This is a genomic window from Microbacterium sp. SY138 (genome assembly GCF_039729145.1).
Lineage (GTDB): Bacteria > Actinomycetota > Actinomycetes > Actinomycetales > Microbacteriaceae > Microbacterium > Microbacterium maritypicum_A.
The window spans coordinates 85,074-105,349 of sequence record NZ_CP155793.1 but is presented as its reverse complement, the minus strand read 5'-3'; the positions used below and the strand labels follow the sequence as shown (position 1 = coordinate 105,349).

The 20,276-nt window shown below is 68.2% G+C and carries 21 protein-coding genes; 14 read left to right on the top strand and 7 right to left on the bottom strand.

What is annotated here, in order from left to right:
* Position 1: 1 nt before the first annotated feature.
* Positions 2 to 2,176, bottom strand: a complete 2,175-nt coding sequence (locus ABDC25_RS00535) for an adenylate/guanylate cyclase domain-containing protein (RefSeq protein WP_347124264.1) — start codon at positions 2,174 to 2,176, stop codon at positions 2 to 4.
* Between the two features lie 105 nt (positions 2,177 to 2,281).
* Between ABDC25_RS00535 and ABDC25_RS00530 the strand changes: the two genes are divergently transcribed.
* Positions 2,282 to 3,001 (top strand): Pr6Pr family membrane protein, encoded by a 720-nt coding sequence (locus ABDC25_RS00530; protein WP_021200106.1) that lies wholly within the window; start codon positions 2,282 to 2,284, stop codon positions 2,999 to 3,001.
* Positions 3,002 to 3,196: 195 nt separating this feature from the next.
* Here the strand turns inward: ABDC25_RS00530 and ABDC25_RS00525 are convergent, their stop codons facing one another.
* Entirely contained in the window at positions 3,197 to 3,745 is a 549-nt protein-coding gene (locus ABDC25_RS00525) for a YbhB/YbcL family Raf kinase inhibitor-like protein (protein ID WP_136024318.1), read from the bottom strand.
* An 80-nt stretch (positions 3,746 to 3,825) separates the two neighbouring features.
* Positions 3,826 to 4,188: a helix-turn-helix domain-containing protein gene (locus ABDC25_RS00520; protein WP_021200104.1), complete on the bottom strand. Its 363-nt coding sequence runs from the start codon at positions 4,186 to 4,188 to the stop codon at positions 3,826 to 3,828.
* 115 nt (positions 4,189 to 4,303) lie between these two features.
* Here ABDC25_RS00520 and ABDC25_RS00515 point away from each other — a divergent pair, with 115 nt between their 5' ends.
* From ABDC25_RS00515 to ABDC25_RS00470, 10 genes are all read left to right on the top strand, one after another.
* Positions 4,304 to 4,615 carry a putative quinol monooxygenase gene (locus ABDC25_RS00515; protein ID WP_021200103.1) on the top strand — a complete coding sequence of 104 codons (312 nt, stop codon included), beginning with the start codon at positions 4,304 to 4,306 and terminating at the stop codon, positions 4,613 to 4,615.
* Between the two features lie 126 nt (positions 4,616 to 4,741).
* Positions 4,742 to 5,050 carry a DUF4190 domain-containing protein gene (locus ABDC25_RS00510; protein ID WP_036272007.1) on the top strand — a complete coding sequence of 103 codons (309 nt, stop codon included), beginning with the start codon at positions 4,742 to 4,744 and terminating at the stop codon, positions 5,048 to 5,050.
* Between the two features lie 202 nt (positions 5,051 to 5,252).
* On the top strand, positions 5,253 to 6,218 hold the full coding sequence (locus ABDC25_RS00505) for a MoxR family ATPase (RefSeq protein ID WP_046398963.1): 966 nt from the start codon (positions 5,253 to 5,255) through the stop codon (positions 6,216 to 6,218).
* 7 nt (positions 6,219 to 6,225) lie between these two features.
* Positions 6,226 to 7,113, top strand: a complete 888-nt coding sequence (locus tag ABDC25_RS00500; protein ID WP_021200100.1) for a DUF58 domain-containing protein — start codon at positions 6,226 to 6,228, stop codon at positions 7,111 to 7,113.
* A complete protein-coding gene (locus tag ABDC25_RS00495; protein WP_347124260.1) occupies positions 7,100 to 7,591 on the top strand; it encodes a hypothetical protein in 492 nt (163 codons plus the stop codon). Before ABDC25_RS00500 ends, ABDC25_RS00495 begins: the two co-directional genes overlap by 14 nt.
* The gene (locus tag ABDC25_RS00490) at positions 7,582 to 8,568 is read left to right on the top strand and encodes a VWA domain-containing protein (protein ID WP_347124258.1); all 987 of its coding nucleotides are present in this window, start codon (positions 7,582 to 7,584) and stop codon (positions 8,566 to 8,568) included. Before ABDC25_RS00495 ends, ABDC25_RS00490 begins: the two co-directional genes overlap by 10 nt.
* Complete coding sequence (locus ABDC25_RS00485; RefSeq protein ID WP_347124256.1) at positions 8,565 to 9,614, top strand: VWA domain-containing protein; 1,050 nt, start codon at positions 8,565 to 8,567, stop codon at positions 9,612 to 9,614. Before ABDC25_RS00490 ends, ABDC25_RS00485 begins: the two co-directional genes overlap by 4 nt.
* A gap of 184 nt (positions 9,615 to 9,798) precedes the next feature.
* Positions 9,799 to 13,314 carry a PKD domain-containing protein gene (locus tag ABDC25_RS00480; protein WP_347124254.1) on the top strand — a complete coding sequence of 1,172 codons (3,516 nt, stop codon included), beginning with the start codon at positions 9,799 to 9,801 and terminating at the stop codon, positions 13,312 to 13,314.
* Between the two features lie 171 nt (positions 13,315 to 13,485).
* Positions 13,486 to 14,277, top strand: a complete 792-nt coding sequence (locus ABDC25_RS00475; RefSeq protein ID WP_167254903.1) for a hypothetical protein — start codon at positions 13,486 to 13,488, stop codon at positions 14,275 to 14,277.
* Positions 14,274 to 15,377 (top strand): hypothetical protein, encoded by a 1,104-nt coding sequence (locus tag ABDC25_RS00470; RefSeq protein WP_240750535.1) that lies wholly within the window; start codon positions 14,274 to 14,276, stop codon positions 15,375 to 15,377. The genes ABDC25_RS00475 and ABDC25_RS00470 overlap by 4 nt, the downstream gene beginning before the upstream one ends.
* Before the next feature lie 41 nt (positions 15,378 to 15,418).
* Here ABDC25_RS00470 and ABDC25_RS00465 read toward each other — a convergent pair whose 3' ends face one another.
* Together ABDC25_RS00465 and ABDC25_RS00460 are read right to left on the bottom strand one after the other, a co-directional pair.
* Positions 15,419 to 16,414, bottom strand: coding sequence for a hypothetical protein (locus tag ABDC25_RS00465; protein WP_347124252.1), 996 nt, complete (start codon positions 16,412 to 16,414; stop codon positions 15,419 to 15,421).
* A 69-nt stretch (positions 16,415 to 16,483) separates the two neighbouring features.
* Positions 16,484 to 17,455 (bottom strand): alpha/beta hydrolase, encoded by a 972-nt coding sequence (locus tag ABDC25_RS00460; protein ID WP_021200092.1) that lies wholly within the window; start codon positions 17,453 to 17,455, stop codon positions 16,484 to 16,486.
* A gap of 204 nt (positions 17,456 to 17,659) precedes the next feature.
* On the opposite strand from ABDC25_RS00460, the gene ABDC25_RS00455 reads away from it, so the two are divergent.
* The gene (locus tag ABDC25_RS00455; protein ID WP_021200091.1) at positions 17,660 to 18,067 is read left to right on the top strand and encodes a pyridoxamine 5'-phosphate oxidase family protein; all 408 of its coding nucleotides are present in this window, start codon (positions 17,660 to 17,662) and stop codon (positions 18,065 to 18,067) included.
* 30 nt (positions 18,068 to 18,097) lie between these two features.
* On the opposite strand, the gene ABDC25_RS00450 is transcribed toward ABDC25_RS00455, so the two are convergent.
* Together ABDC25_RS00450 and ABDC25_RS00445 are read right to left on the bottom strand one after the other, a co-directional pair.
* Positions 18,098 to 18,805 (bottom strand): hypothetical protein, encoded by a 708-nt coding sequence (locus ABDC25_RS00450; RefSeq protein WP_021200090.1) that lies wholly within the window; start codon positions 18,803 to 18,805, stop codon positions 18,098 to 18,100.
* A gap of 40 nt (positions 18,806 to 18,845) precedes the next feature.
* The gene (locus ABDC25_RS00445; protein WP_347124249.1) at positions 18,846 to 19,529 is read right to left on the bottom strand and encodes a hypothetical protein; all 684 of its coding nucleotides are present in this window, start codon (positions 19,527 to 19,529) and stop codon (positions 18,846 to 18,848) included.
* Between the two features lie 84 nt (positions 19,530 to 19,613).
* Between ABDC25_RS00445 and ABDC25_RS00440 the strand changes: the two genes are divergently transcribed.
* The gene (locus ABDC25_RS00440; protein WP_347124247.1) at positions 19,614 to 19,844 is read left to right on the top strand and encodes an AbrB/MazE/SpoVT family DNA-binding domain-containing protein; all 231 of its coding nucleotides are present in this window, start codon (positions 19,614 to 19,616) and stop codon (positions 19,842 to 19,844) included.
* On the top strand, positions 19,828 to 20,244 hold the full coding sequence (locus ABDC25_RS00435; protein ID WP_347124245.1) for a PIN domain-containing protein: 417 nt from the start codon (positions 19,828 to 19,830) through the stop codon (positions 20,242 to 20,244). Before ABDC25_RS00440 ends, ABDC25_RS00435 begins: the two co-directional genes overlap by 17 nt.
* The last annotated feature ends 32 nt before the right edge of the window (positions 20,245 to 20,276 follow it).

The following is a 20,276-nucleotide window of genomic DNA, read 5'->3' as shown; positions in this document are numbered from 1 at the left end:
CTCAGACCACCTTCCACACGGTCTCGGTCCGGCCCTGGGTCTCCACCGTGCCCGCCTCGACGTAGCTCACGATCTCCTGCGTGCGGTCGCGCACGGTCTGGCTCACGTAGATACCGGGCTCACCCGTGACCGAACGCACCCGGTAGGCGAGACTCACGGCATCGCCCCAGAGGTCGTACGCCAGGCTCGTCCGGGCCACCAGACCACTCGTGACGGTGCCGGTGTCGACGCCCGCCCGCAGCGAGATCTGGGTGCCGTTCTGCGCGTTGAACCGTTCCAGCACGCCCAGCAGACTCCGCGCGAATTCGACGGTGCGGCGGATGTTGTCGACCCGCGGGACGATCAGACCCGACGAGGCCAGGTAACCGCCGCGCAGGGTGCGCACCTTCTCGACGCCCGCCTTCTCGGCTGCCTCGTCGAACCCGCGCATCAGCGTGTTCAGCAGGCCGATCTCCTCCTCCGCACTCATGCCGCGGGCGAGGTCGTCGAATCCGACGAGTTCGGCGAACACGACCGAGACGTTCTCATGGGCCTCGGTGATCGCCTCCTCACCCTGCTTGTACTTCGTCGCGACGCTCTCGGGCATGAGGGTGTGCAGCAGCTTCTCGTTCTCCTTCTGCTGCTCCTCGATCAGGTCCTGCTTGATCCGCAGACTCGAGGCCATGTCGTTGAAGGCACTGCCGAGGTCGCCGAACTCGTCGCGTGAGCCCTGCGGCACCTGCACGTCGAGATCGCCCTCCGCCACCCGGTGCACAGCTCCGACGAGACGGTGGATAGGACGGGTGAACACCTGCGCGAGCAGAAGCGAGAGCAACGAGACACCGAGCAGGATGCCGAGCAGCGACAGCAGCACGTTGCGGGTGAAAACGTTGACCGGCTCGAATGCCTCTGCAGTGTCGATGCGGGCGATCACGACCCAGTCGAGGCCTTCGATGTCGAGCGGCGCGTAGGCGGTGACGCTCTCGCCGCCGATGAAGTCGCGTCCGACGACCGTTCCACTCCTGCCGGCCTGCGCTTCCTGCACCGCCTTGGTGTCGACCGGCTGCAGCAGCACGGTGCCCTTGATCGCGGCGATGCGGTCGATGATCGTCGGCGCCATGCCCCCGCTGATGAGGCGCTCCACGTAGTCGTCCGGATCTTCCACGAGTCGGCGCGCGGTGCTGCGCATGAGGTCGTCGCGTCCGACGAGATAGACCTCACCGGTGTCGCCGAGCCCCTGCGCCTTCCACCCCTCGTGCCCCGTCATCACGTCGTTGATCGTGTCGATCGAGATCTGGAACGCCATCGCGCCGGTGACTCCTCGGTCGTTGCCCACGGGTGAGACGACCCACATCGAGGGAACGTTCAACGATGGGATCCATCGGTCGAAGTCGGTGAGCACGACGGTGTTGACGGAGTTGGTCGCGATCGCCTCCGCGTACGCCTTCGACAATGCCGAGTCGCGATAGGGGCCGGTCAGAAGGTTCGTGCCGAGCTCGACCCCCTTGTACGCGGAGTAGGTGACATCACCGTCGAGGTTGAGCAGAAGCGCGTCTTCGTAGCCCGCCTCTTGGACGAGTCGGGTGAAGTAGTCGCCGTAACGTTCGGTCGCAGCCGAATAGCTCGTGCCGTCACCGCTGTCGTTGAGCTCCAGCTGCGCGTCGTAATCGGCGTCGAAGTCCTTGTTGCCGAGGGCGTACTGCAGCTGCACATACTGCCCGGCCGCGGAGTCGGGGATGAAGGCGGTGTCGCCGTACTCCTCACCCGAGCGCGCCTCGAGCTCGGGGATGAAGACATCCTTGTAGTACGCCTCGACCTCGCCGCGCTGGCTCTCGTCGAGCTCCACATCGACGAGGTCGGCGAATCCCGCATTCACCGCCGTCGACATCGACTGCGCACTGAGGTTGCGGCTGTTGAGCGAGGCGTCGCGCCGCACGCTCTCCATGTAGGTCGTGATCTCGGCCGCTCGCATCGACCGGATGGTGATGAGCTGATCGACCGCCGAGTCGTGCAGGGACTGCCGCCCGTTCACGAAGCCGATCGCGCCGACGATCACCGACGAGACCAGGCTCACCCCGAGCAGCATGATGAGGAGTTTGGATTGGATGCTGAGACCCGCACGCGAGAATCGCCGCTTCTTGGTTCCGCCCGTGCCACCCGCTCCGACCGTGTTACCGCCGTCTCCGCTGTCGCTCATCTGCCCCTCCGCCATGCGCGTGCTGCGTGAACGGTCCGACGATATCGATATATCGGTGCCGCGGTCTACGGAAATCTGCCACTACAGTTGCGACCGGAGGCGAACATGACGACCTGGTGGCCCTACGTGCGCATCGCCGCAGCCGTGCTCTCCGCGGCAGCGATCATCGCGCAGCTCATCCGCACCCTCGAGATCGCCGCTGCGGCCACGACCGAGTGGGGCGCACATCTGCCGACCGTTATCTCGAACTTCTTCAGCTTCTTCACGATCGAGTCGAACGTCCTCGCCGTGGTCGCGTTGGCGTGTGGCGGGTTCTGGGCGCTCGCCCACCGCGGCACGACGGCGGAACCTCGGTGGCTCGCGATCCTGCTGATGTGCGCCAGCACCTACATGATCGTCACCGGCGTGGTCTACAACCTGCTGCTTCGCGGCATCGAGCTGCCCCAGGGCTCGACGGTCGGCTGGTCGAACGAGGTGCTCCACGTGGTGGTGCCGATCATCATGCTGGCCGATGTGCTGTTCGCCCCGAGACGGCGGGCTCTCGGCTGGAGCGCCGTGGGCATCGCCGCCATCTTCCCGATCGTCTGGGTGATCTACACGCTGATCCGAGCGAACCTCGTGATCGCGCCGGCATCGGGTGAGCCGTCATGGTATCCGTACCCGTTCCTCAACCCTGCCCAGCCCGGCGGGTATGGAGGCGTCGCCCTCTACGTGCTGCTGATCGCCGCGATCATCATCGGCGCCGCCGCCCTCGTCGTGTGGGTGGGCCGTCGCCGGGCGGTCGTCTCGGATTCGACCGCCGACGCCACCATCGCCGCAGCCTGACGCGCAGCCTGACCCCGCAGCTGCTTCCGCCCACTCCTGCTCACGCATGGACGCCCCGCGACGGGCGGAGTTCTCGCCGTCGGGCGGAGATCTCGAGACGAAAGCTCCGCCCGACAGGGAGAATCCCGCCCGGGACGGGGGTGCTCCGCCCGACAGGGAGAATCCCGCCCGGGACGGGGGTGGTCAGCCCGAGGTCTACTCCCCGGCGTACGCGACGAGCGTGGCTCGCGCGATCGTGTGCGGGCCCGCCGTGAAGCCGAGGAGCGCCGGGGATGCACCGGAGTCCAGATCGAGCCGCGCCACATCCAGCGCGGTCACGGTGATGTGGTACCGGTGCACGCCCGATCCGGCAGGCGGAGCGGCGCCGATGTAGCGCGCGAGCCCGGCGTCGTTCGGGAAAGCCACGGCACCGGCGGGAAGCAGCTCCCGGCTCTCGGAGCCAGCGTCCTCGACGAGGTGGGTCGTGGTCGCGGGGATATTGCCGACGGCCCAATGCCAGAATCCCGATCCGGTGGGAGCGTCCGGATCGAAGACCGTGACGATGAAGCTCCGGGTGTCGTCGGGAAACCCCGACCAGGTGAGTTCGGGAGAGATGTCGCGTCCGCCCGGGACGCCGAAGACTCCGGAGTACTGCGCCTCGGCGAAGGGCGTTCCGTCAGCGACGGTGGAGCTGCGGAGCTCGAAGCTCGGCACCTCGGGAAGCGCGTAGTACGGGTCGTTCGTTGCCTGTGTCTGATCTGTCATGCGAGGACGGTATCGACGAGCACCTGGTTTCCCGCAAGGGGTGCAAGTCACCTCCGGGTAACCACCCCACTCTCGGAATCTCAGAGATCGGGGAAGCGCTGGATGTTCGACTCGACCCAATCACGGAGGCTCTGCAGGGGCTTCGCCGCGTCGGCGCCGAGGGCGGTGAGCGAGTACTCGACGCGAGCCGGCACCTCGGCGAAGATCTCGCGCGCGACGAGGTCGCGGTCTTCGAGTCGCCGAAGGCACGACGTGAGCACCTTCGGGCTGATGCCCTCGAGCTTGCGCTTGAGCTCACCGAACCGCATCGGGCCGCCCTCGAGTGCGCCGAGGATGAGCGCGCTCCATTTGTCGGCGAGCAGATCGAGGATGCCCCGGCACGGGCACTGGGCGTCGTAGACATCATGGGGCCTGCCGGCGGCGCAGGTGCTGAGAGAAGTCACCCGTTCATGGTATCCGAAAGTTACCAGCAGTCCTTGCGGGTAACTGCTTCCCTTCGAGTAGTAATGATCTCGCGGCAGCCTGCCGTGCTCGATCCCACGAGAGAAGGACCACATCATGTCTTCACCCCTGCCCGACCCGCTGTACAGCCTCGCCATCCTGCGCGCCCTCCCCGGTCGCCGCGACGCACTGCTCGCAGCCCTGCAGCGCCTGATCGAGCCGACTCGCGCGGAGCCCGGCAACCAGGATTACGTGCTGTTCGAATCGCGCAGCGAGCCAGGAACTTTCTACATGCGCGAGGCGTTCGACGACCAGGCCGCGCTCGACACCCACTTCGCCACACCTCACTTCCAGGCATTCGCGCAGGGAGTGGATGCGCTGCTGGCCTCACCGCTCGAGTTGCTGTTCCTCGACCGGCGGTCGGCGTAGCGGCCCACGCTGCCGGAACACGCTCCGCCGCCCGTACCTGAGAACCGGCGCAATCATCCGCTGGACGTACGACGTGGGTACTCCAGTCCGATGACCGCCGACAGACCCCGTCATAGCGTGGATGTCATGTCAACAACTGCTTCTGCACCCGCCCCTTCCACCACCGCGCCGTCCGTCGCTGCGACGTCGACCGCCAAAGGCACCGCCAGTCTCGTTCTCGGGATCTGCTCCGTGTTCGCCGGCTGGACGTTCTTCGCGCCCGCCATCGGACTCATCCTCGGGATCGTCTCGCTGCGAGGCGAGCCGCGCGCACGCACGCAGGCGGGATGGGGGATCGCCCTCAACGCGATCGCCATGAGCATCTGGATCATCGTGACGATCCTCGCCCTCACGTTCGGATGGATCGCGGCGACCTCGTCCATGTTCGGCCAGTGACGGCGCTCAGCTCTCCTCCTCGGTGCGGCGGCTACCCTGGCTGAGGGGAGAAGCGCCGCGCTCCCCAGGAGGAGAGAGCATGCACGACCTGAACGCCGCATCCCCGCAGCCGGTGGCACCTCCGCCTCCGCCCGCTCCCGCGCAGGCCCCTGCCCCCACAGCCTCACCCGCCACGGCGAACGGCGCACCCATCGACGCCGAGATGGCCAGAGCGTCCGAGGTGCTGCGGGTCATCTCCGCCTCCTACTCCGCCAAGATGGTCGGTCAGGACCGGCTGCGCACGAGCCTGCTCATCTCGCTCATCGCCGGCGGCCACATTCTGCTCGAGAGCGTGCCGGGACTGGCGAAGACCACTGCGGCCAGCACCCTCGCCGACACCGTGAAGGCGCAGTTCAAGCGCATCCAGTGCACGCCCGACCTGCTGCCGAGCGACATCACGGGCAACCAGATCTACGACGCGGCGACGGGATCGTTCCGGACAGTGCTCGGCCCGGTGCACGCGAACTTCGTGCTGCTCGACGAGATCAACCGCTCCAGCGCCAAGACACAGAGCGCCATGCTCGAGGCCATGCAGGAGCATCAGACCACGATCGGCGGCGAGATCCACCACCTGCCGAAGCCGTTCCTCGTGATCGCGACGCAGAACCCCATCGAGCAGGAGGGCACGTACGAGCTGCCCGAGGCGCAGATGGACCGCTTCCTGCTCAAAGAGATCGTCGAATACCCGAGCCCGGCCGAAGAGCTCGAGGTGCTCAGCCGCATCGATTCGGGTGTGCTCGACCCCGACCGGCACGTCGCCAGCGCCGTCAGCCTCGACGACGTGCATCTGCTGCAGGACGTCGCGAGCCGCATCTACGTCGACCCCGCGATCCGCAACTACATCGTGTCGATCGCCTACGTCACCCGCAACCCGGCGCCGTACATCGGCGAAGAACGCGCCCGCTTCATCAAGTACGGCGCGAGTCCGCGTGCGAGCATCGCGTTCCTCCAGGCTTCTAGAGCGCTGGCTCTGCTCAAGGGACGCACGCATGTGCTGCCCGAAGACATCCGCGAGCTCCGGCACCTCGTGCTGCGCCACCGGGTGCTGCTGACGTTCGAGGCCGACGCCGAAGGAATCCGCAGCGAGGAGATCATCGACCAGATCTTCGCGTCGGTCCCCACACCCTGACATCTCCATGGCCAGCCTGATCACGCAGGTGAAGAGCAAGCTCTTCATCCACTCGACGCGCAAGTCGCTGCACGCGCTCGACGGCGCCTACGCGTCGCTGCTGCGCGGGCGGAGCCTCGACTTCGAAGACCTGCGCAAGTACGAGTACGGCGATCAGGTGCGCGACATCGACTGGCGGGCGACCGCCCGGCTGGGAACGCCCCTGGTGAAGCGCTCGCGCGCGACCCGCATGCACACCGTGCTGTTCGTGGTCGACACCGGGCGCTCGATGTCAGCACTCGCCGCAGACGAGCAGTCGAAGAAGCACCTGGCGATCCTGGCGACCGGAGTGCTCGGTGTGCTGACGCTGCGCCACGGCGACGACTTCACCACGGTGTACGGCGATGCCGCCAAGGTGCGCCGCCTCGCGCCGGGCCGCAGCGAAGGGGCGCTCGAGCACGCGCTGCGCACGATCGATCGGGCCGTCGACCAGAGCGACGCACCGAGCGACCGTGATGGCCTGCTGTCGTTCGTCACCCGCACGATCGCGCGTCGCATGATCGTGGTCGTGATCACCGACGAGGCCCCCGTCACCGGCGAGACCGAACGGATGCTGCGGCGACTGCGCGTGCAGCACGACGTGCTCTGGCTCACGCTGCGCGACGCCGAGCCCGTGCTGGACCACGCCACCGGACACATCCGCAGTGACGTCGACAGTCGCTGGCAGGTGCCGGGATTCGTGCAGGGCGACCGCGAGATCGTGCAGGAGCTGACCGCGCAACGCGAGGCCGACGCCGCACACCTCGCCGAGCTCCTCACCCGGATGGAGATCAGCCACTCCACGCTGGACGGGCAGGACGATGCCGTCGCTCAGCTGCTGACGCTGCTGAATCGGAGGTCGAATGCCCGGCTCTGACGACCTCTATCCGCCGGCGCAGTACGGCTGGGGATGGATGCTGCTCGCAATCGGCATCCTGGCTCTGCTGGTGCTGGGGGCGTGGTTGCTGATCGTCCTCACCCGACCGCGGCGCACCCTGGCGGTCGCCGACCCGAACGCCGGGCAGGCACCGCTGGTCATCGACGTGCTCTCGCAGCTGCGCACCGAGTACCTGGCGCGCATCCAGCAGATCGAGACCGAGTACGTCGAACGCCGCATCTCCGCCCGGCAGGCGAATCTCGAGCTGAGCCGCACCGTGCGCACCTTCGTGAACGAGTACAGCGGCCTGGAGGCGCCGGTGCTCGCACTCGACGATCTCGTGGCCCGCGGTGTGCATCCCGCCCTCATCGATGCGCTCGGCAGGCACTACTACCCGAGCATCTTCCGCCAGGGACCGGTGATCGATCCTGTGGCCGGCGCCGAAGCCGCCAGGACGGTGGTGCGCACGTGGCACTAGCGAACGTCTGGATGCTCGCGGCCGCGGTCGCGGTCGTGGTGCTCGCGATCACGATCGGTCTCGTCGTCGGCCTCCGGCGGGGCGGCCCGAGCCGAGGCATCGACGCCGCGCGCGTCGCCCGTGCCGAGCGCGTGCGCGCGCTGCCCTCCTTCCGCCGCGCACTGACGCGGAGAGCACTCGCGCTGTCCGGCATCCTCGCCCTCGGCGCGACCGCCGCCATCGTCGCGGGCGTGGTGGCTGCGCGGCCGATGTCGGCGCAGACGATCCAGCCCGTCAACACCAGCCGAGACATCATGCTGTGCCTCGACGTCTCCGGTTCCATGACCGAGGTCGACGTGGAGGTGCTGAACGTCTTCGACGAGCTTCTGGACAGCTTCGAGGGCGAACGCATCGGGCTGACGATCTTCAACAGCTCGCCCGTGCAGATCTTCCCCCTGACCGACGACTACGACTTCGTGCGCGAGCACATCGAGAGCATGACGCAGAGCTTCGACTATGTCGATCAGGTCCCGGAGCACTGGGTCGGCACCCTCAATGGAGACGGCGCCTCCCTGATCGGCGACGGTCTCGCCGCCTGCACGATGGGTTTCGACAACCCGGACGCCGAGCGCTCACGCTCTGTGATCTTCGCCACCGACAACGAGGTCAACGGCGCCTCGATCGTCACGCTCGACGAGGCCGCCGCCTACGCCGCCTCGAAGGACGTGCGCGTCTTCGCACTGAACCCGGTCCAGGGCAAGGATGCCGACGTCAGCGCCGAGCTGAGCGCTGCGGCCGAGGCGACGGGCGGCGCCGCATTCGGCCTGCGCGACACGACCACCGTCTCCGACATCGTCACCCAGGTTCAGAAACAGGAGGCGACCGAGTTGCGCGGGGAGGCGCAGGTGGTCTGGACCGACACCCCGAACCTGTGGATCGTGCTGCTCTCGATCTGCCTGCTCGGCTTCGTCGTGGTGCTGTGGAGGGTGCGACTGTGATCCTCCAACCCGTGCTCAACCCGCTGCTCGTCGCTCTGCTGTGCGCCCCCGTCGCCGTCGCCGCCGTCTGGGTGCTGGTGCGTCCGCCGAAGTCCGCCGGGGTGCCGGTCACCGATCGTCGCGTGCTGGCCGGGCATCGCGCCCTGTGGGCCATGCGGCTGCTTCTGGTGCTCGCCTGCTTCGCGATGCTCATGCGTCCGGGCATCCCCGGGGGAGCGAACCAGACCCTCGCGACGGATACCGACATCGTGCTCGTGGTCGACACGACGGCGAGCATCGTGGCTGAGGACTGGGACGACGGCGACCCGCGGCTCGACGGCATCCGTGCAGACGTGCGCGCTCTGGTGGAGGAGTATCCGGGAGCGCGCTTCGCCCTCATCACCTCGGATGCCGCGGCCGAGCTGAGGATGCCGCTGACCACGGACACCACGGCACTCCTGGGTTCACTCGGGGTGCTGCGCCCCGAGGTCACCAGCCAGTCACGCGGCAGCTCGATCGGCATCGCCGCCCCCCTGCTGTCGGAAACCCTCGCCTCGGCAGCCGAATCGTCTCCCGACCGCTCGCGCATGGTGTTCTATTTCGGCGACGGGGAGCAGACGGTCGACACCGCGGCGGAGTCGTTCAGCGCGAGCGAGAAGTACACCGATTCGGGAGCCGTGTTCGGCTACGGCACCGCCGAGGGCGGGCCGATGCGCATCACCACGGGCGGCGTCTCGGATCAGGGCGGCGGCTACATCCAGTACCAGGGCGCCGACGCTCTCTCGGTGATCGACGAGTCGAACCTCGAGACGATCGCCGACCAGCTCGGGGTCACGTACGCGACTCGGACGGCGGATGCCGCCCCCTCCCTTCCCGAGGCCCCGTCGACCACCACCGACTACGCCGATTCGGGCGAGGTCGGCAACGTCATCGAGCTCTACTGGATCGCAGCGCTCGTCGCCCTGGCCATCCTCGGCGTCGAGCTCACACGTGCCGCCCTGCTGATCGCGCGACTTCGGCAGCTGCGCGCGCCACGACAGCGCGTCCGCTCACGCACCCAGATCTAACACTCAGGCTTCGTCGATATCAGCTGCTAATGTTTTACCGGTCGAGGACTGTCTTGGTCCCGGCAGGGGTTCGCAGATGCATGACGATCGCGGAACACATGGCTTGGGGAAGCCTCCGCGGCGCGTGACTGCGATGTCGTATCGGCGCTCGCGTCGGCATCAGATCACTGGGGAAAACAAAATCATGGGGAACAATCACGTTCTTGAACGCGCCCGCTCCGCGGCCGCTGGTGTCGTCGTCGGCATCTTGGTCGTGGCGGGGCTGGTGTCGTTCGGGGGTGGAGCCGCCGTGGCGACCGACGCCGCGCCGACGTTGCCACCACTGCTGCAACGCGACGGTGACGTCGTCACATCCGACCCGATTCCAACGGTGCAGATCGATAACGGCTACGTCTGGGCACAGACCACCATCGGCTCCACCGTCTACGCCGTGGGCAAGTTCGACAACGCCCGCGAGCCCAAAGCCGCTCCGGGCACTGCCCTCACCGCGCGGTCGAACGTTCTCGCCTACGACATCAACACCGGGGCACTGCTGCCGTTCGCACCGAAGGTCAACGGCGTCATCAAGGCCGTCGCCGCATCTCCCGACGGCAGCCGCATCTACATCGGCGGTTCGTTCAACAGTGTCAACGGGAAGGACCGTTGGAACATCGCCGCGATCGACGCGAAGACCGGCGAGCTGGTCGCCGGGTTCGTCCCGTCGATCGGCGGATCGGGCGTCTACGCTCTCACGACATCCGGAACCGCGGTCTACGCTGGCGGCCTGTTCGGCCAGGCCAACGGCACCGCACGGAAGAACCTCGCCGCGTTCAACACCGCGAACGGCGCGCTCCTGCCCTGGGCCCCGCAGACCGACCTGCAGGTGGATGCGATGGTGATGGACCCCGCCGGCAAGGACACCATCATCGGCGGACGGTTCTCGCAGATCAACGGCAACACCGAGATGCGTGGCAGCGGAGCCGTCGACAAGACCACCGGCACGCTGAACACCGCGTGGGAGCTGGCCAAGACGGTGAAGAACGGCGCCGGTAGCGGCATCTACGCCGGTAAAGCCGGAACCTTCAGCCTCACCACCGATGCCACCGGCGTATACGGCACCGGGTGGGGCTATGCCGACGCTGCCACCGGCAACCTCGAAGGCACCTTCGCGGCCGAGGCCGGCACCGGCAAGGTCCGCTGGATCGCGGACTGCATCGGCGACCACTACGGCGTCTACTCGACCGGCAAGGTCGTCTACACCACGAGCCACACCCATACCTGCGAGACGTTGGGTCTCCACCCGGAACAGGCCCCGCGCGTGCACCGTTATTCCGAGGCATACACGGCCGATGCCCGGGGGACCCTCGCACCTCAGCCGGCGGCACCGGGCCGAAAGGACTGGGGCGGAACTCCCGCGCCTTCGCCGTATGCGTGGTCTCCCGACTGGGCGGTCGGTGTCACCACCGGACTCGGTCAGGCCGGGTTGTCGATCACCGGCACGGGCAACATGATCTCCATCGGAGGCGAGTTCCGCTCCGTCAACAACGGCCAGTTCGAGGGACTCGTGCGATTCTCGACCGCTCCTCCCGCCGGCCCCAAAGACGGCCCCCGCCTCTCCGGAGACAAGTGGCAGCCGACCGCGACGTCTCTCACCCCCGGTCGGGTGAAGGTGTCGATCCCGGCCAACTGGGACCGTGACGACCTCACGCTCACCTATGAGCTGCGCCGCGCCGGTTCGACCGCTCCTCTGCTCACCACGAAGGTGGACTCCACCTGGTGGAACCTGCCCGCCGTCAGCTTCGAGGACACGACGGCTCCGGCCGGCTCGCAGCAGCAGTACACCTTCACCGCCACAGACGGCAACGGCAACACCGTCTCGAGCAAGACGGCGACCGTGACGGTGGCCGTGACGGTGGCCGACCCGACGCCACCGTATTCCAACGCGGTGCTCGCCGATGAACCCCAGCTCTACTACCCGCTGGGAACCATCGGCCAGGACGTTGCCGGCGCGAACAGCCCGATCTTCCGCGCAGGGGCGAAGCTCTTGTCGTCGGGAACGTCGAAGGGCACGGGCGCGACGGCCCTCGACGGCACCGAGACCGGACGCGTCGACACCACCACGAAGATGCCCGCACCTTCCGCGTACTCCGCCGAGATGTGGTTCCAGACGTCGACGACAAGCGGCGGAGTGCTGTTCGATTTCGAGAGCTCAGCAGCGGGCTTCTCGAAGAACTACGACCGCAACGTCTATATGTCGAACGACGGACGCCTGAACTTCGGGGTGTACAGCGACGGCACGAGAGTCATCACGACCAAGGCTGCGTACAACGACAACCAGTGGCACCAGGTCGTGGCGTCCGTCAGCCCCGAGGGGATGAAGCTCTTCGTCGACGGCCAACTCAACGATCAGATCACCGGTGTGACCAAGGGTCAGGCCTACGAGGGCTTCTGGAAGATCGGCAGCGGCAAGCTGGTCAACTGGCCGAACATCCCGACGTCGGTGTCCCTCACCGGCAACGTCAACCAGTTCGCCATCTACCCGTACGGGCTGAGCGCCGGGCAGGTGAAGACGCACTTCTGGGTCGCCAAGGGCTCAACGGCGCCCGTCGCGGCGTACACGGCGACCCCGGTCGGGCTCGCTGTGGCATTCGACGCGAGCACGTCGGTCCCGCCGGGATCCGCTACTGTCGCGGCGTACCGCTGGGACTTCGGCGACGGGACGACGGGTACGGGCAAGACGCCCTCGCACACGTATGCGGCGCCCGGCACGTACCAGGTCAAGCTCACGATCACCGACAGCCAAGGGCTCGTGGGGTCGGTCAAGAAGCCGGTGGTCGTGCAGGGAGCCAATGCGCTGCCCACCGCGTCTTTCACCCTCTCCTCATCGGGTCTCACCTCCTCGGCTGACGCAGCGGCATCGACCGACACCGACGGCACCATCAGCAGCTACAGCTGGAACTGGGGCGATGGCACGACCAGTGCGGGTGCGGTCGCCAGCCACGCCTACTCGACGGCGGGGACACGTACGGTCACCCTCACCGTGACCGACGACGTGGGCGGCTCGGCGACCACGACCCGCGAATCCGTCGTGGCGGAACCCGCGCCGCTCGCGGGTGACGACTTCGAGCAGGCATCCAGCCGCGGCTGGGGGAACGCGGTCGCGGGCGGCGCCTGGACGATCGCGGGCGGTTCGCAGGCGGCGGCCACGGTCGCCGACGGCTTCGGACGGTTGAACCTGGCCGCGGGCGACACCCGACACGCCACGCTGAACGCGACGTCGGTCCCGAGCCCGACTCTGGAGACGACCTTCCGCGTCGATCAGGGGGCCACCACCGGTGGTGCGTACATCGGAGTCATCGCACGCGACTCCGCCGCCGGACGCTATCTCGTCCGCGCATGGCTCCGTCCCGACGGAACCATCTGGCTCGTCGCCCACCGTGACGGAACCGTCCTGGCCACCCGAGCCGTCTCGGGTCTCGCCTTCGCGGCGAACACCTCGTACACCCTCAAGGTCACGGTGACGGGCACCGCGCAGGCGTCCATCAACGCGAAGATCTGGGCGACCGGGGCGACGGAACCGGCCGATTGGCAGCTCAAGGCGTCGGATGCGACGCCCCTGCAGCCCGCGGGCGGGGTGGGCCTGAGCGGCAACCGCTCCGGCAGCTCGACCGCGGCACTCGGCGTGGCCTTCGACACGTTCCGCGTCACCGCAGCCGAGTAGCGCCCGGGGACGGGCATCGTCCCTCACCATGATTCAGCCGACCTCGGCACTCGAGGTCGGCTGAATCGTATCCGGAGGATCCCCGGATAGGATGTTCAGCGCTTCGTCCTGCCGCTTCGGGGACCAGAATTCCCCGCGCTGAGCAGTGGTCGATCGGTAAGGGGGTTGGACGTGACACATCCGTCGGCACCCGCGGCGACCGAGCTCGGGTCCTCGACCACCACCGCCAGCACGGCCGACAGCGCCGCCGCCCTCCTCCGGTCCAACCGCCGTCGTCGCAGCGTCCGCCGCTGGGTCGCGATCGGGACGATTCCGCTCACCCTCGCCGCGCTCCTGTTCGTGGGCAAGCTGCTGAGCATGTACGCCTTCGCACATCAGGCCATCACCGCCTACGTGGTGGACGACTTCGCCGGGTCGGAGGCATCCGCACGCGGACAAGACCTCCTGAACTGGTTCGAGCCGTACAAGGCGCCGTTCAACATCGGCACCGCGCTCGGTGCGGCGGAGCAGCTGCCGGAGGCGCGGGCCGAGCTCGAAAGGGCACTCGACCTCGCCACCGGACTGGAGGTGTGCGGGGTACGGATCAATCTCGCCCTGGTGGTCGAGCGCATGGGTGACGCCGCACGCGCGGACGGCGACGGCGCGGGCGCTGCTGCGCTCTACGGCGAGGCGCTCACGATCACGGTCGAGACGCCGGAGGAGTGCCGCAGCGAAGAGGCCCGGCAGCAGTCGTCCGACCCGCAGCGCGACATGGCCGATTCTCTCGACGGCACCGCCGATCGTCTCAAGCAGAAGCAGCAGGAGGAGCAGCAGCCGTCACCCCAGCCGCAACCGGGGGAGAAGGAACAGCCGTCGGAGGACAAGCTGAAGGGCCTGCAGGACAAGCTCGAGCAGGGGACGCAGGAACGCGATCAGCAACAGGGCGACGACCAGGGCGGTTCGGAGACGGACAAGCCGTGGTGAGCGATCACGAGAGGCAGCGCGCGCGCTACATCGCGGGCACCGAGGGCGCTCCACCCGTGCCCCCACCCGGCGGCTACCGAGGAGCGCGGCGCGATGCGTTCGGATCCGCACCGCGCCCGAACGTGGCGACGATCGCCCCGGCGGAAGAGCCGAGGAAGCCGTCGAACGCCCTCGGTTGGATCGCCCTCACCACTTCCATCCTCTTCGCGCTGATCCTGCTCGGGACGCTGATCGCCGGCGGCACCGACCTGCTCTACGGCGTCACGATGCTCGCCCTGCAGCTCGTCGTGGTCGCGGTCATCGCGGCCGCCCTGTTCTCGGCACGCGGACGGAAGCTGGGGGCGATCGCGCTCGTCGTGGCGATCCTGTTCAACGTCGCCACCGTGGGCGGCATGAGTGCCCTGCAGACCTCAGCCTCCGGCAACTACGAGGGTACGAAGACGGCCGCGCAGAAGCACGCGGAGGCCTATCCCGCGATCAAGGGCACCGACCCCCAGCAGACCCTCTCGCAGCAGTCGCTCGAAGAGGTGCGTGCGCAGGCCGAGACCATGTTCGCCGACATCCGCACGCGACTCACCGACGAGTTCGGCTACACCTGGGTGCAGGTGGGCGATGACGACCTGCGTCCGGAGCGCAACGGCTACGGCGGCGAGTCGATGCTCGTCGAATTCACCTCCGCGGCGTGGGCGACGAACGAACCGATCCAGGATGACGAGCGCAAGCTCGACGTGATGCGTGTCATCAACGAGGTCGTCGTCGAGCACGGACTGTGGGACCTCTACTCCTTCAACGATCCCTCGGTCTCGGGAATCGACCCCGCGATGATCGCGAAGCTCTATGGCAGCGACGACCCGCGCACGCAGACGACGTGGGAGTACTACACCGAGAACTTCCCCGATCCGCTGCGCTTCTACGCCACCATCAACGACCTCTCGAACGATCGGGACGGCGGATTCCTGGCCGCCCGCGAGGCGCAGAACGCCCGCACCGGCGAACCCCTCGAAGGCCTGCAGCTGACCGTGATCGCCAGCGGAGTGCTGAGCGAAGCCGATCGCGAGGAGTTCCAGACGAAGCTGCAGGAGTACCCCGGCTTCGAGTGAGACGGTGCCGGAGCCCTGCCGGGGCCGTGGGCCGACGCGCGTCAGGGGCCGAGCGTCAGCAGCATCCGGGCCAGCACGTAGCGGGCGTGGCCGCGGGAGGTGCGCGGGTCGTAGCCCAGAGTCTCCACCAGCACCGTCAGACGCTCCTGCACGCTGGAATGATGGCGGCCGAGACGCGTGGCGGCGGCGCGCACGCTCTGCTCTTCGGCGACCGCGTCGAGAAGCTCCCGACTACGGGCGTCGAGGACCGCGAGCGCGGCGGCATCCGGGTGCAACGGGCTCGACTCGGCGGCGTCGGCGACGAGGAGCAGCGCTCCGAGGTCGGCCGCATCGACCACCGGCTCGCCCGGACTCGTCAGACGCACGGCGACGAGAGCCGATGCCCACGACTGGGGAAGCTGGTCTCCCGGTCCGGCGAGACCGACGCCCAACCGCAGAGCAGCGGTCTCGGGCCAGACTTCCCGCACGTCCGTCTGCGCGTCGATGATCGTCGCGCGCGTGAGTCCGTGCCGGGTGGCGACCACAGCCGAGGGGTGCGTCGGCAACGGTGCGGGCTCCGGGGGTGACGCGACCAGTCGCAGCATGCTCGCGGAGAGCCGGAGCCGCGGCAGCGCAGCCGCCCGCTCCTCGGCACCGGCGTAGGAACTGATGGCGAGTTCGACCGCGCTCTCGGGGCCGACCGCGCGTCGCGCCCGGATGATGCCGAGGCCGAGGCTGAGCCGCTCCAGGATCATCGCGTCGTTCGAATGCGCATCGCCCTCCCGCTCGATCCAGGCGACGGCACCCGGCCCACTCTCCCGGACGGGCCAGGAGGGGGACGGCTCGACGGGATCGACGCGCACCCCATCTGCCCGGACGCGCACGATGTGTCGGCCGTCGCGCTGGCCGACGGTCGCACCGCTCAGCACCGCCGCACCCCGCAGCATGCTCTCCACACCCACGGAGCGGGCGACGAGGGCATCGAAGTAGCTGACGACTTTGAGCGTCTCGCTGGCATCCGGGTCGAGGGCGGTGAGACGCCCCAGCAGATCTTGCATGTCGGCTCCATCGCGCGGGGATTCCACCCTACGGGGTCGGTGCGCGGCCCCGGAGGGTGGAATCCGGACTCAGGAGAGCAGGCGGTTCACCCAGTTGTCCCGCGCGGCGAGCATGGCCTGAGCGACGGCGGCGTGCGGGGCGAACATGTCGAAGCCGTGGAAGCCGCCGGCCCACACGTGCAGCTCGGCCTGGACCCCGGCTTCCCAGAGCTTCGTGGCATAGGCGACATCCTCGTCGCGGAACACCTCTGCGCTGCCGCAATCGATGAACGCCGGGGGCAGTCCGCTCAGATCGGTCGCCCGTGCGGGGGCGGCATAGATCGAGACGTCGTCTGTACCCTTGCGGTCGCCGAGCAGCGCCGTCCATCCGGTCACGTTCGACCCGCGATCCCAGACCCCGATCCCGTCGATCTGCCGGGTGGACACCGACTCGTCTCGGTCGTCGAGCATCGGGTAGATGAGCAGCTGGCCGATCAGCTCGGGGCCCTTCCGGTCACGGGCGAGCAGCGCGGTGCCCGCAGCCAGGCCTCCCCCGGCGCTGCCGCCGCCGATCAGCAGGCGCGACAGGTCGATCCCGAGCTCCTCGGCATGCTCGGCGGTCCACAGCAGACCCGCGTAGCAATCCTCCACCGGATAAGGGTCGGGGAACTCGGGGGCGAGCCGATACTCGACCGTGACGATCACGCCGTCGTAGCGCTCCGCCCAGTCGAGGAAGCCGACCACACCGAGCCAGCGGTTGCCGATGATCATGCCGCCACCGTGGGTGTGGAAGAAGCCCGGACCGGTGCCGGTCCGGCCCTCCTTCTCGATCACGGACAGGACGATCTCGCCTCCGTCGTATCCGGCGATCGTGACGTCACGGCGTGTGAAGCCGCGGTCGTCGAGCACGGTGAAGATCTCCTGGTCGCCGCTCACCGGCGACTGGCGCATCAGCGGGATCATCTCGGGCGTCAGGGTCGACGGCAGCTGGTCGCCGACGAGAGCGAGAGCAGCCTCGAGCTCGGGATCGAACGGCGGTCGCGCCAGGGTCGTGTCAGTCATCGGAACTCCTTTGTCCTCGGCCACCATCGCGGCGGTGTTCCGCCAGCCTCCCGCACGCCGCTCCCGAGAGTAACCCGCCAGCGCGGGCGGATCCGACGCCTCCGATCCGCCGGATGGCGGGCTGTTCCGCTCCGGCGTCGCACGACTCCCTTGATGGCGCGTGTCGCGCTGGATAGCCTGGCGCCAAAAGGAAGGGATGCGCGCATGATTCGAGCACTCGACGAGCAGCAGTCCTACGAACTGCTGTCCACCACCACGATCGGCCGGATCGGCTTCGTCCATGAGGACCGGGTGCAGATCCTTCCCGTGAACTTCGCGGTCTCCGGTCACGACCTGCTTCTTCGCACCGCGCCGGACGGCGTGTTGGCCGCCCTGACCTCTGAGCCGCTCCCGGTCGCGTTCGAGGTGGACTACCACGACCCCCTCGGCAACACGGCATGGAGCGTGCTGCTGCATGGTCCCCTCTCGCGGGTCCCCGACGACGAAGCGGCCGGTGATGCCGCGCGCGTGCATCCGTGGGCGGGGGAGGATCGGAGCCTTCCGCTGTCGTTCCGCATCGAGAGCATCACCGGCCGTACCGTGCGACGGGACCAGTTCCGCGGCGCGGACTGAGCGCCGTCTCCGGGTGATCTCCGTCGTCGCTCAGGATGCGAGGGCCAGGCCGGCGGCGAGCGCGAAGCCCAGCACGGTCGCGAGTCCCGTCGATTCCTTGGCTTTGGACTGCGCCTCGGGGATCATCGAATCGACCAGCATCACGAGCAGGGCGCCGGCGGCGAAACCACTCGCCGCCGAACGGAACTCATCGCCGGTGATGCTCGCGAGACCGAAGCCCGCGACAGTCGCGGCCGCGCAGAGCACCGCGACACCCGCCCAGAGCAGCAGCACCCGCGATTTCGCCATGCCGCCTTCGAGCAGGTCGGCAGCCGAGCCGATCGATTCGGGCAGGTTCGAGACCAGGATGGCGACCACGAGCGCGATGCTGACCGGTTCCCCGGAGGCGAGACCGATGCCGAGCACCAGCTGCTCCGGGATGCCGTCGAGCAGAGCGCCGACGGCGAGCTGCCCCCCGCCCGCCTGCTCCTTGGTCTTCGCGGCCCTGGCGTCGAGGATGCGGTCGGCGATGTAGTAGCTGATCGCTCCCGCCGCGACACCGACCACGAGGGGGACAGGACCGGCGAGATCGAGCCCCTCCTCCCACAGCTCGAAGGCGATCGACGCCATGAGCGCGCCGGCGCCGAAGCCCAGCACGATGCCGAGCCAGCGCGGCGGCCACGTGCGCAGCAGTGCGAGCACCGCACCGATGAACAGCGGCGCCGCCGCGACCACACCCCACAGGACTGCTTCGCCCATGTCCGACCTCCGTGCGCCTACTCTCCCACTTCATCGCGCCTCACCCGGCACGGCCCCGGCCAAAACGGAGACGTGTCGCGCCCCCATCGGCGCGCCGCCTCACGACGCTCCGAGTCGCGGTCGATGCTCCTCCGTTTTCGCACGGCACCCGTACCGCGGACGCATAGGATGACGAGAACGGGAGCGAGGCGGCGATGCACGACAGACCGATGGAGGTGCTGCGCGTCCCGGCATTCGCTCTCTTCTGGTCGTCGTCGACTCTCGGCGCGTTCACGGGCTCCGTGACCGCCGTCGCCTTCCAGGTCCTGATCGTCTCGACGCTGGGGGCCTCTCCGTTCAGCGGATCGTCCTGGCTGAAGCGCGTCAGCCGTTCGCCAGCCTCGATGACGACCCCGCCTGCATCGTCCGTCCGCCAGCTCGCCTTCCCCGTAACCGGGATCACGTCGCCGTCGAGACACACGCGTCCGTCATCGAGCTTCCGCTCCCCGGACCCGAGCATCAACGCCGACACCTCGGCGGTGCCGTCTTCGTTGAGAATGAACGCGGCGGTTTCCGAGGCCTCCTGGAAGCCTTGATACGTCGCGGGGAACGTCAGATGTGCGGCCATGTCCTGCCGCGCGAGTGTCGATCCGCGGAAGGCCTGGAACGCCACGACGAGAAGCACAGCGAGAATCACGCCTCCCGCGATGAACCACCACATTCTGCGCGAGGCTGATCTCTGCATCAGAGCAATGTATCGGCCGGCCCCGCGCACGCACCGCCGATACGACGCGTTCCGTTCGTGCCATTCAAATGGTATCGTCATGGCATGAGAGCGACCATGGACAAGGCAGGGCGGATCGTCATCCCGGCCGCGCTGCGCGAGCGCGTCGGACTGATCCCGGGTCCGGTCGATCTCATCCTCGACGGCAACGGCATCCGGATCGAGATCGATGCCCCGGACAACCTCACCGAGAAGGATGGACGTCTCATCATCACGGGCGGCCCCACCCTCACCGCGGATCACATCCGGGAGCTGCGACTTGCCGATCAGCGCTGACCTCCTCCTCGACACCAGCGCCGCGATCGCACTGGTCCACGACAGGAATCCCGCGCACGAACGCGTCCTCGAACTCACGCACGACCGTGTCATCGGGCTCGCCGGTCACGCGGCGATCGAGACCTACTCGGTACTGACGCGTATGCCGGGTGCGGCGCGCGTCAGCCCCGGCCGTGCGCGCGAGATCATCGAGCGATCCTTTCCCGCCTTCGCACCGCTCTCGCCTGCATCAGCGAAGGCTGCGCTCACGACCTTCGCCAACGCCGGTATAGCCGGAGGATCCGTCTACGACGGGCTCGTCGGCCTGGCCGCACGCGATGCGGCCGTCCCGCTCCTCACGTGCGACCGCCGCGCCCTGGGCACGTATGCCGCGTTGCGGGTCGAAGTGCTCGTCGCCTGAAGCCGCCGTCATGCGACACGGGGCGACACGCC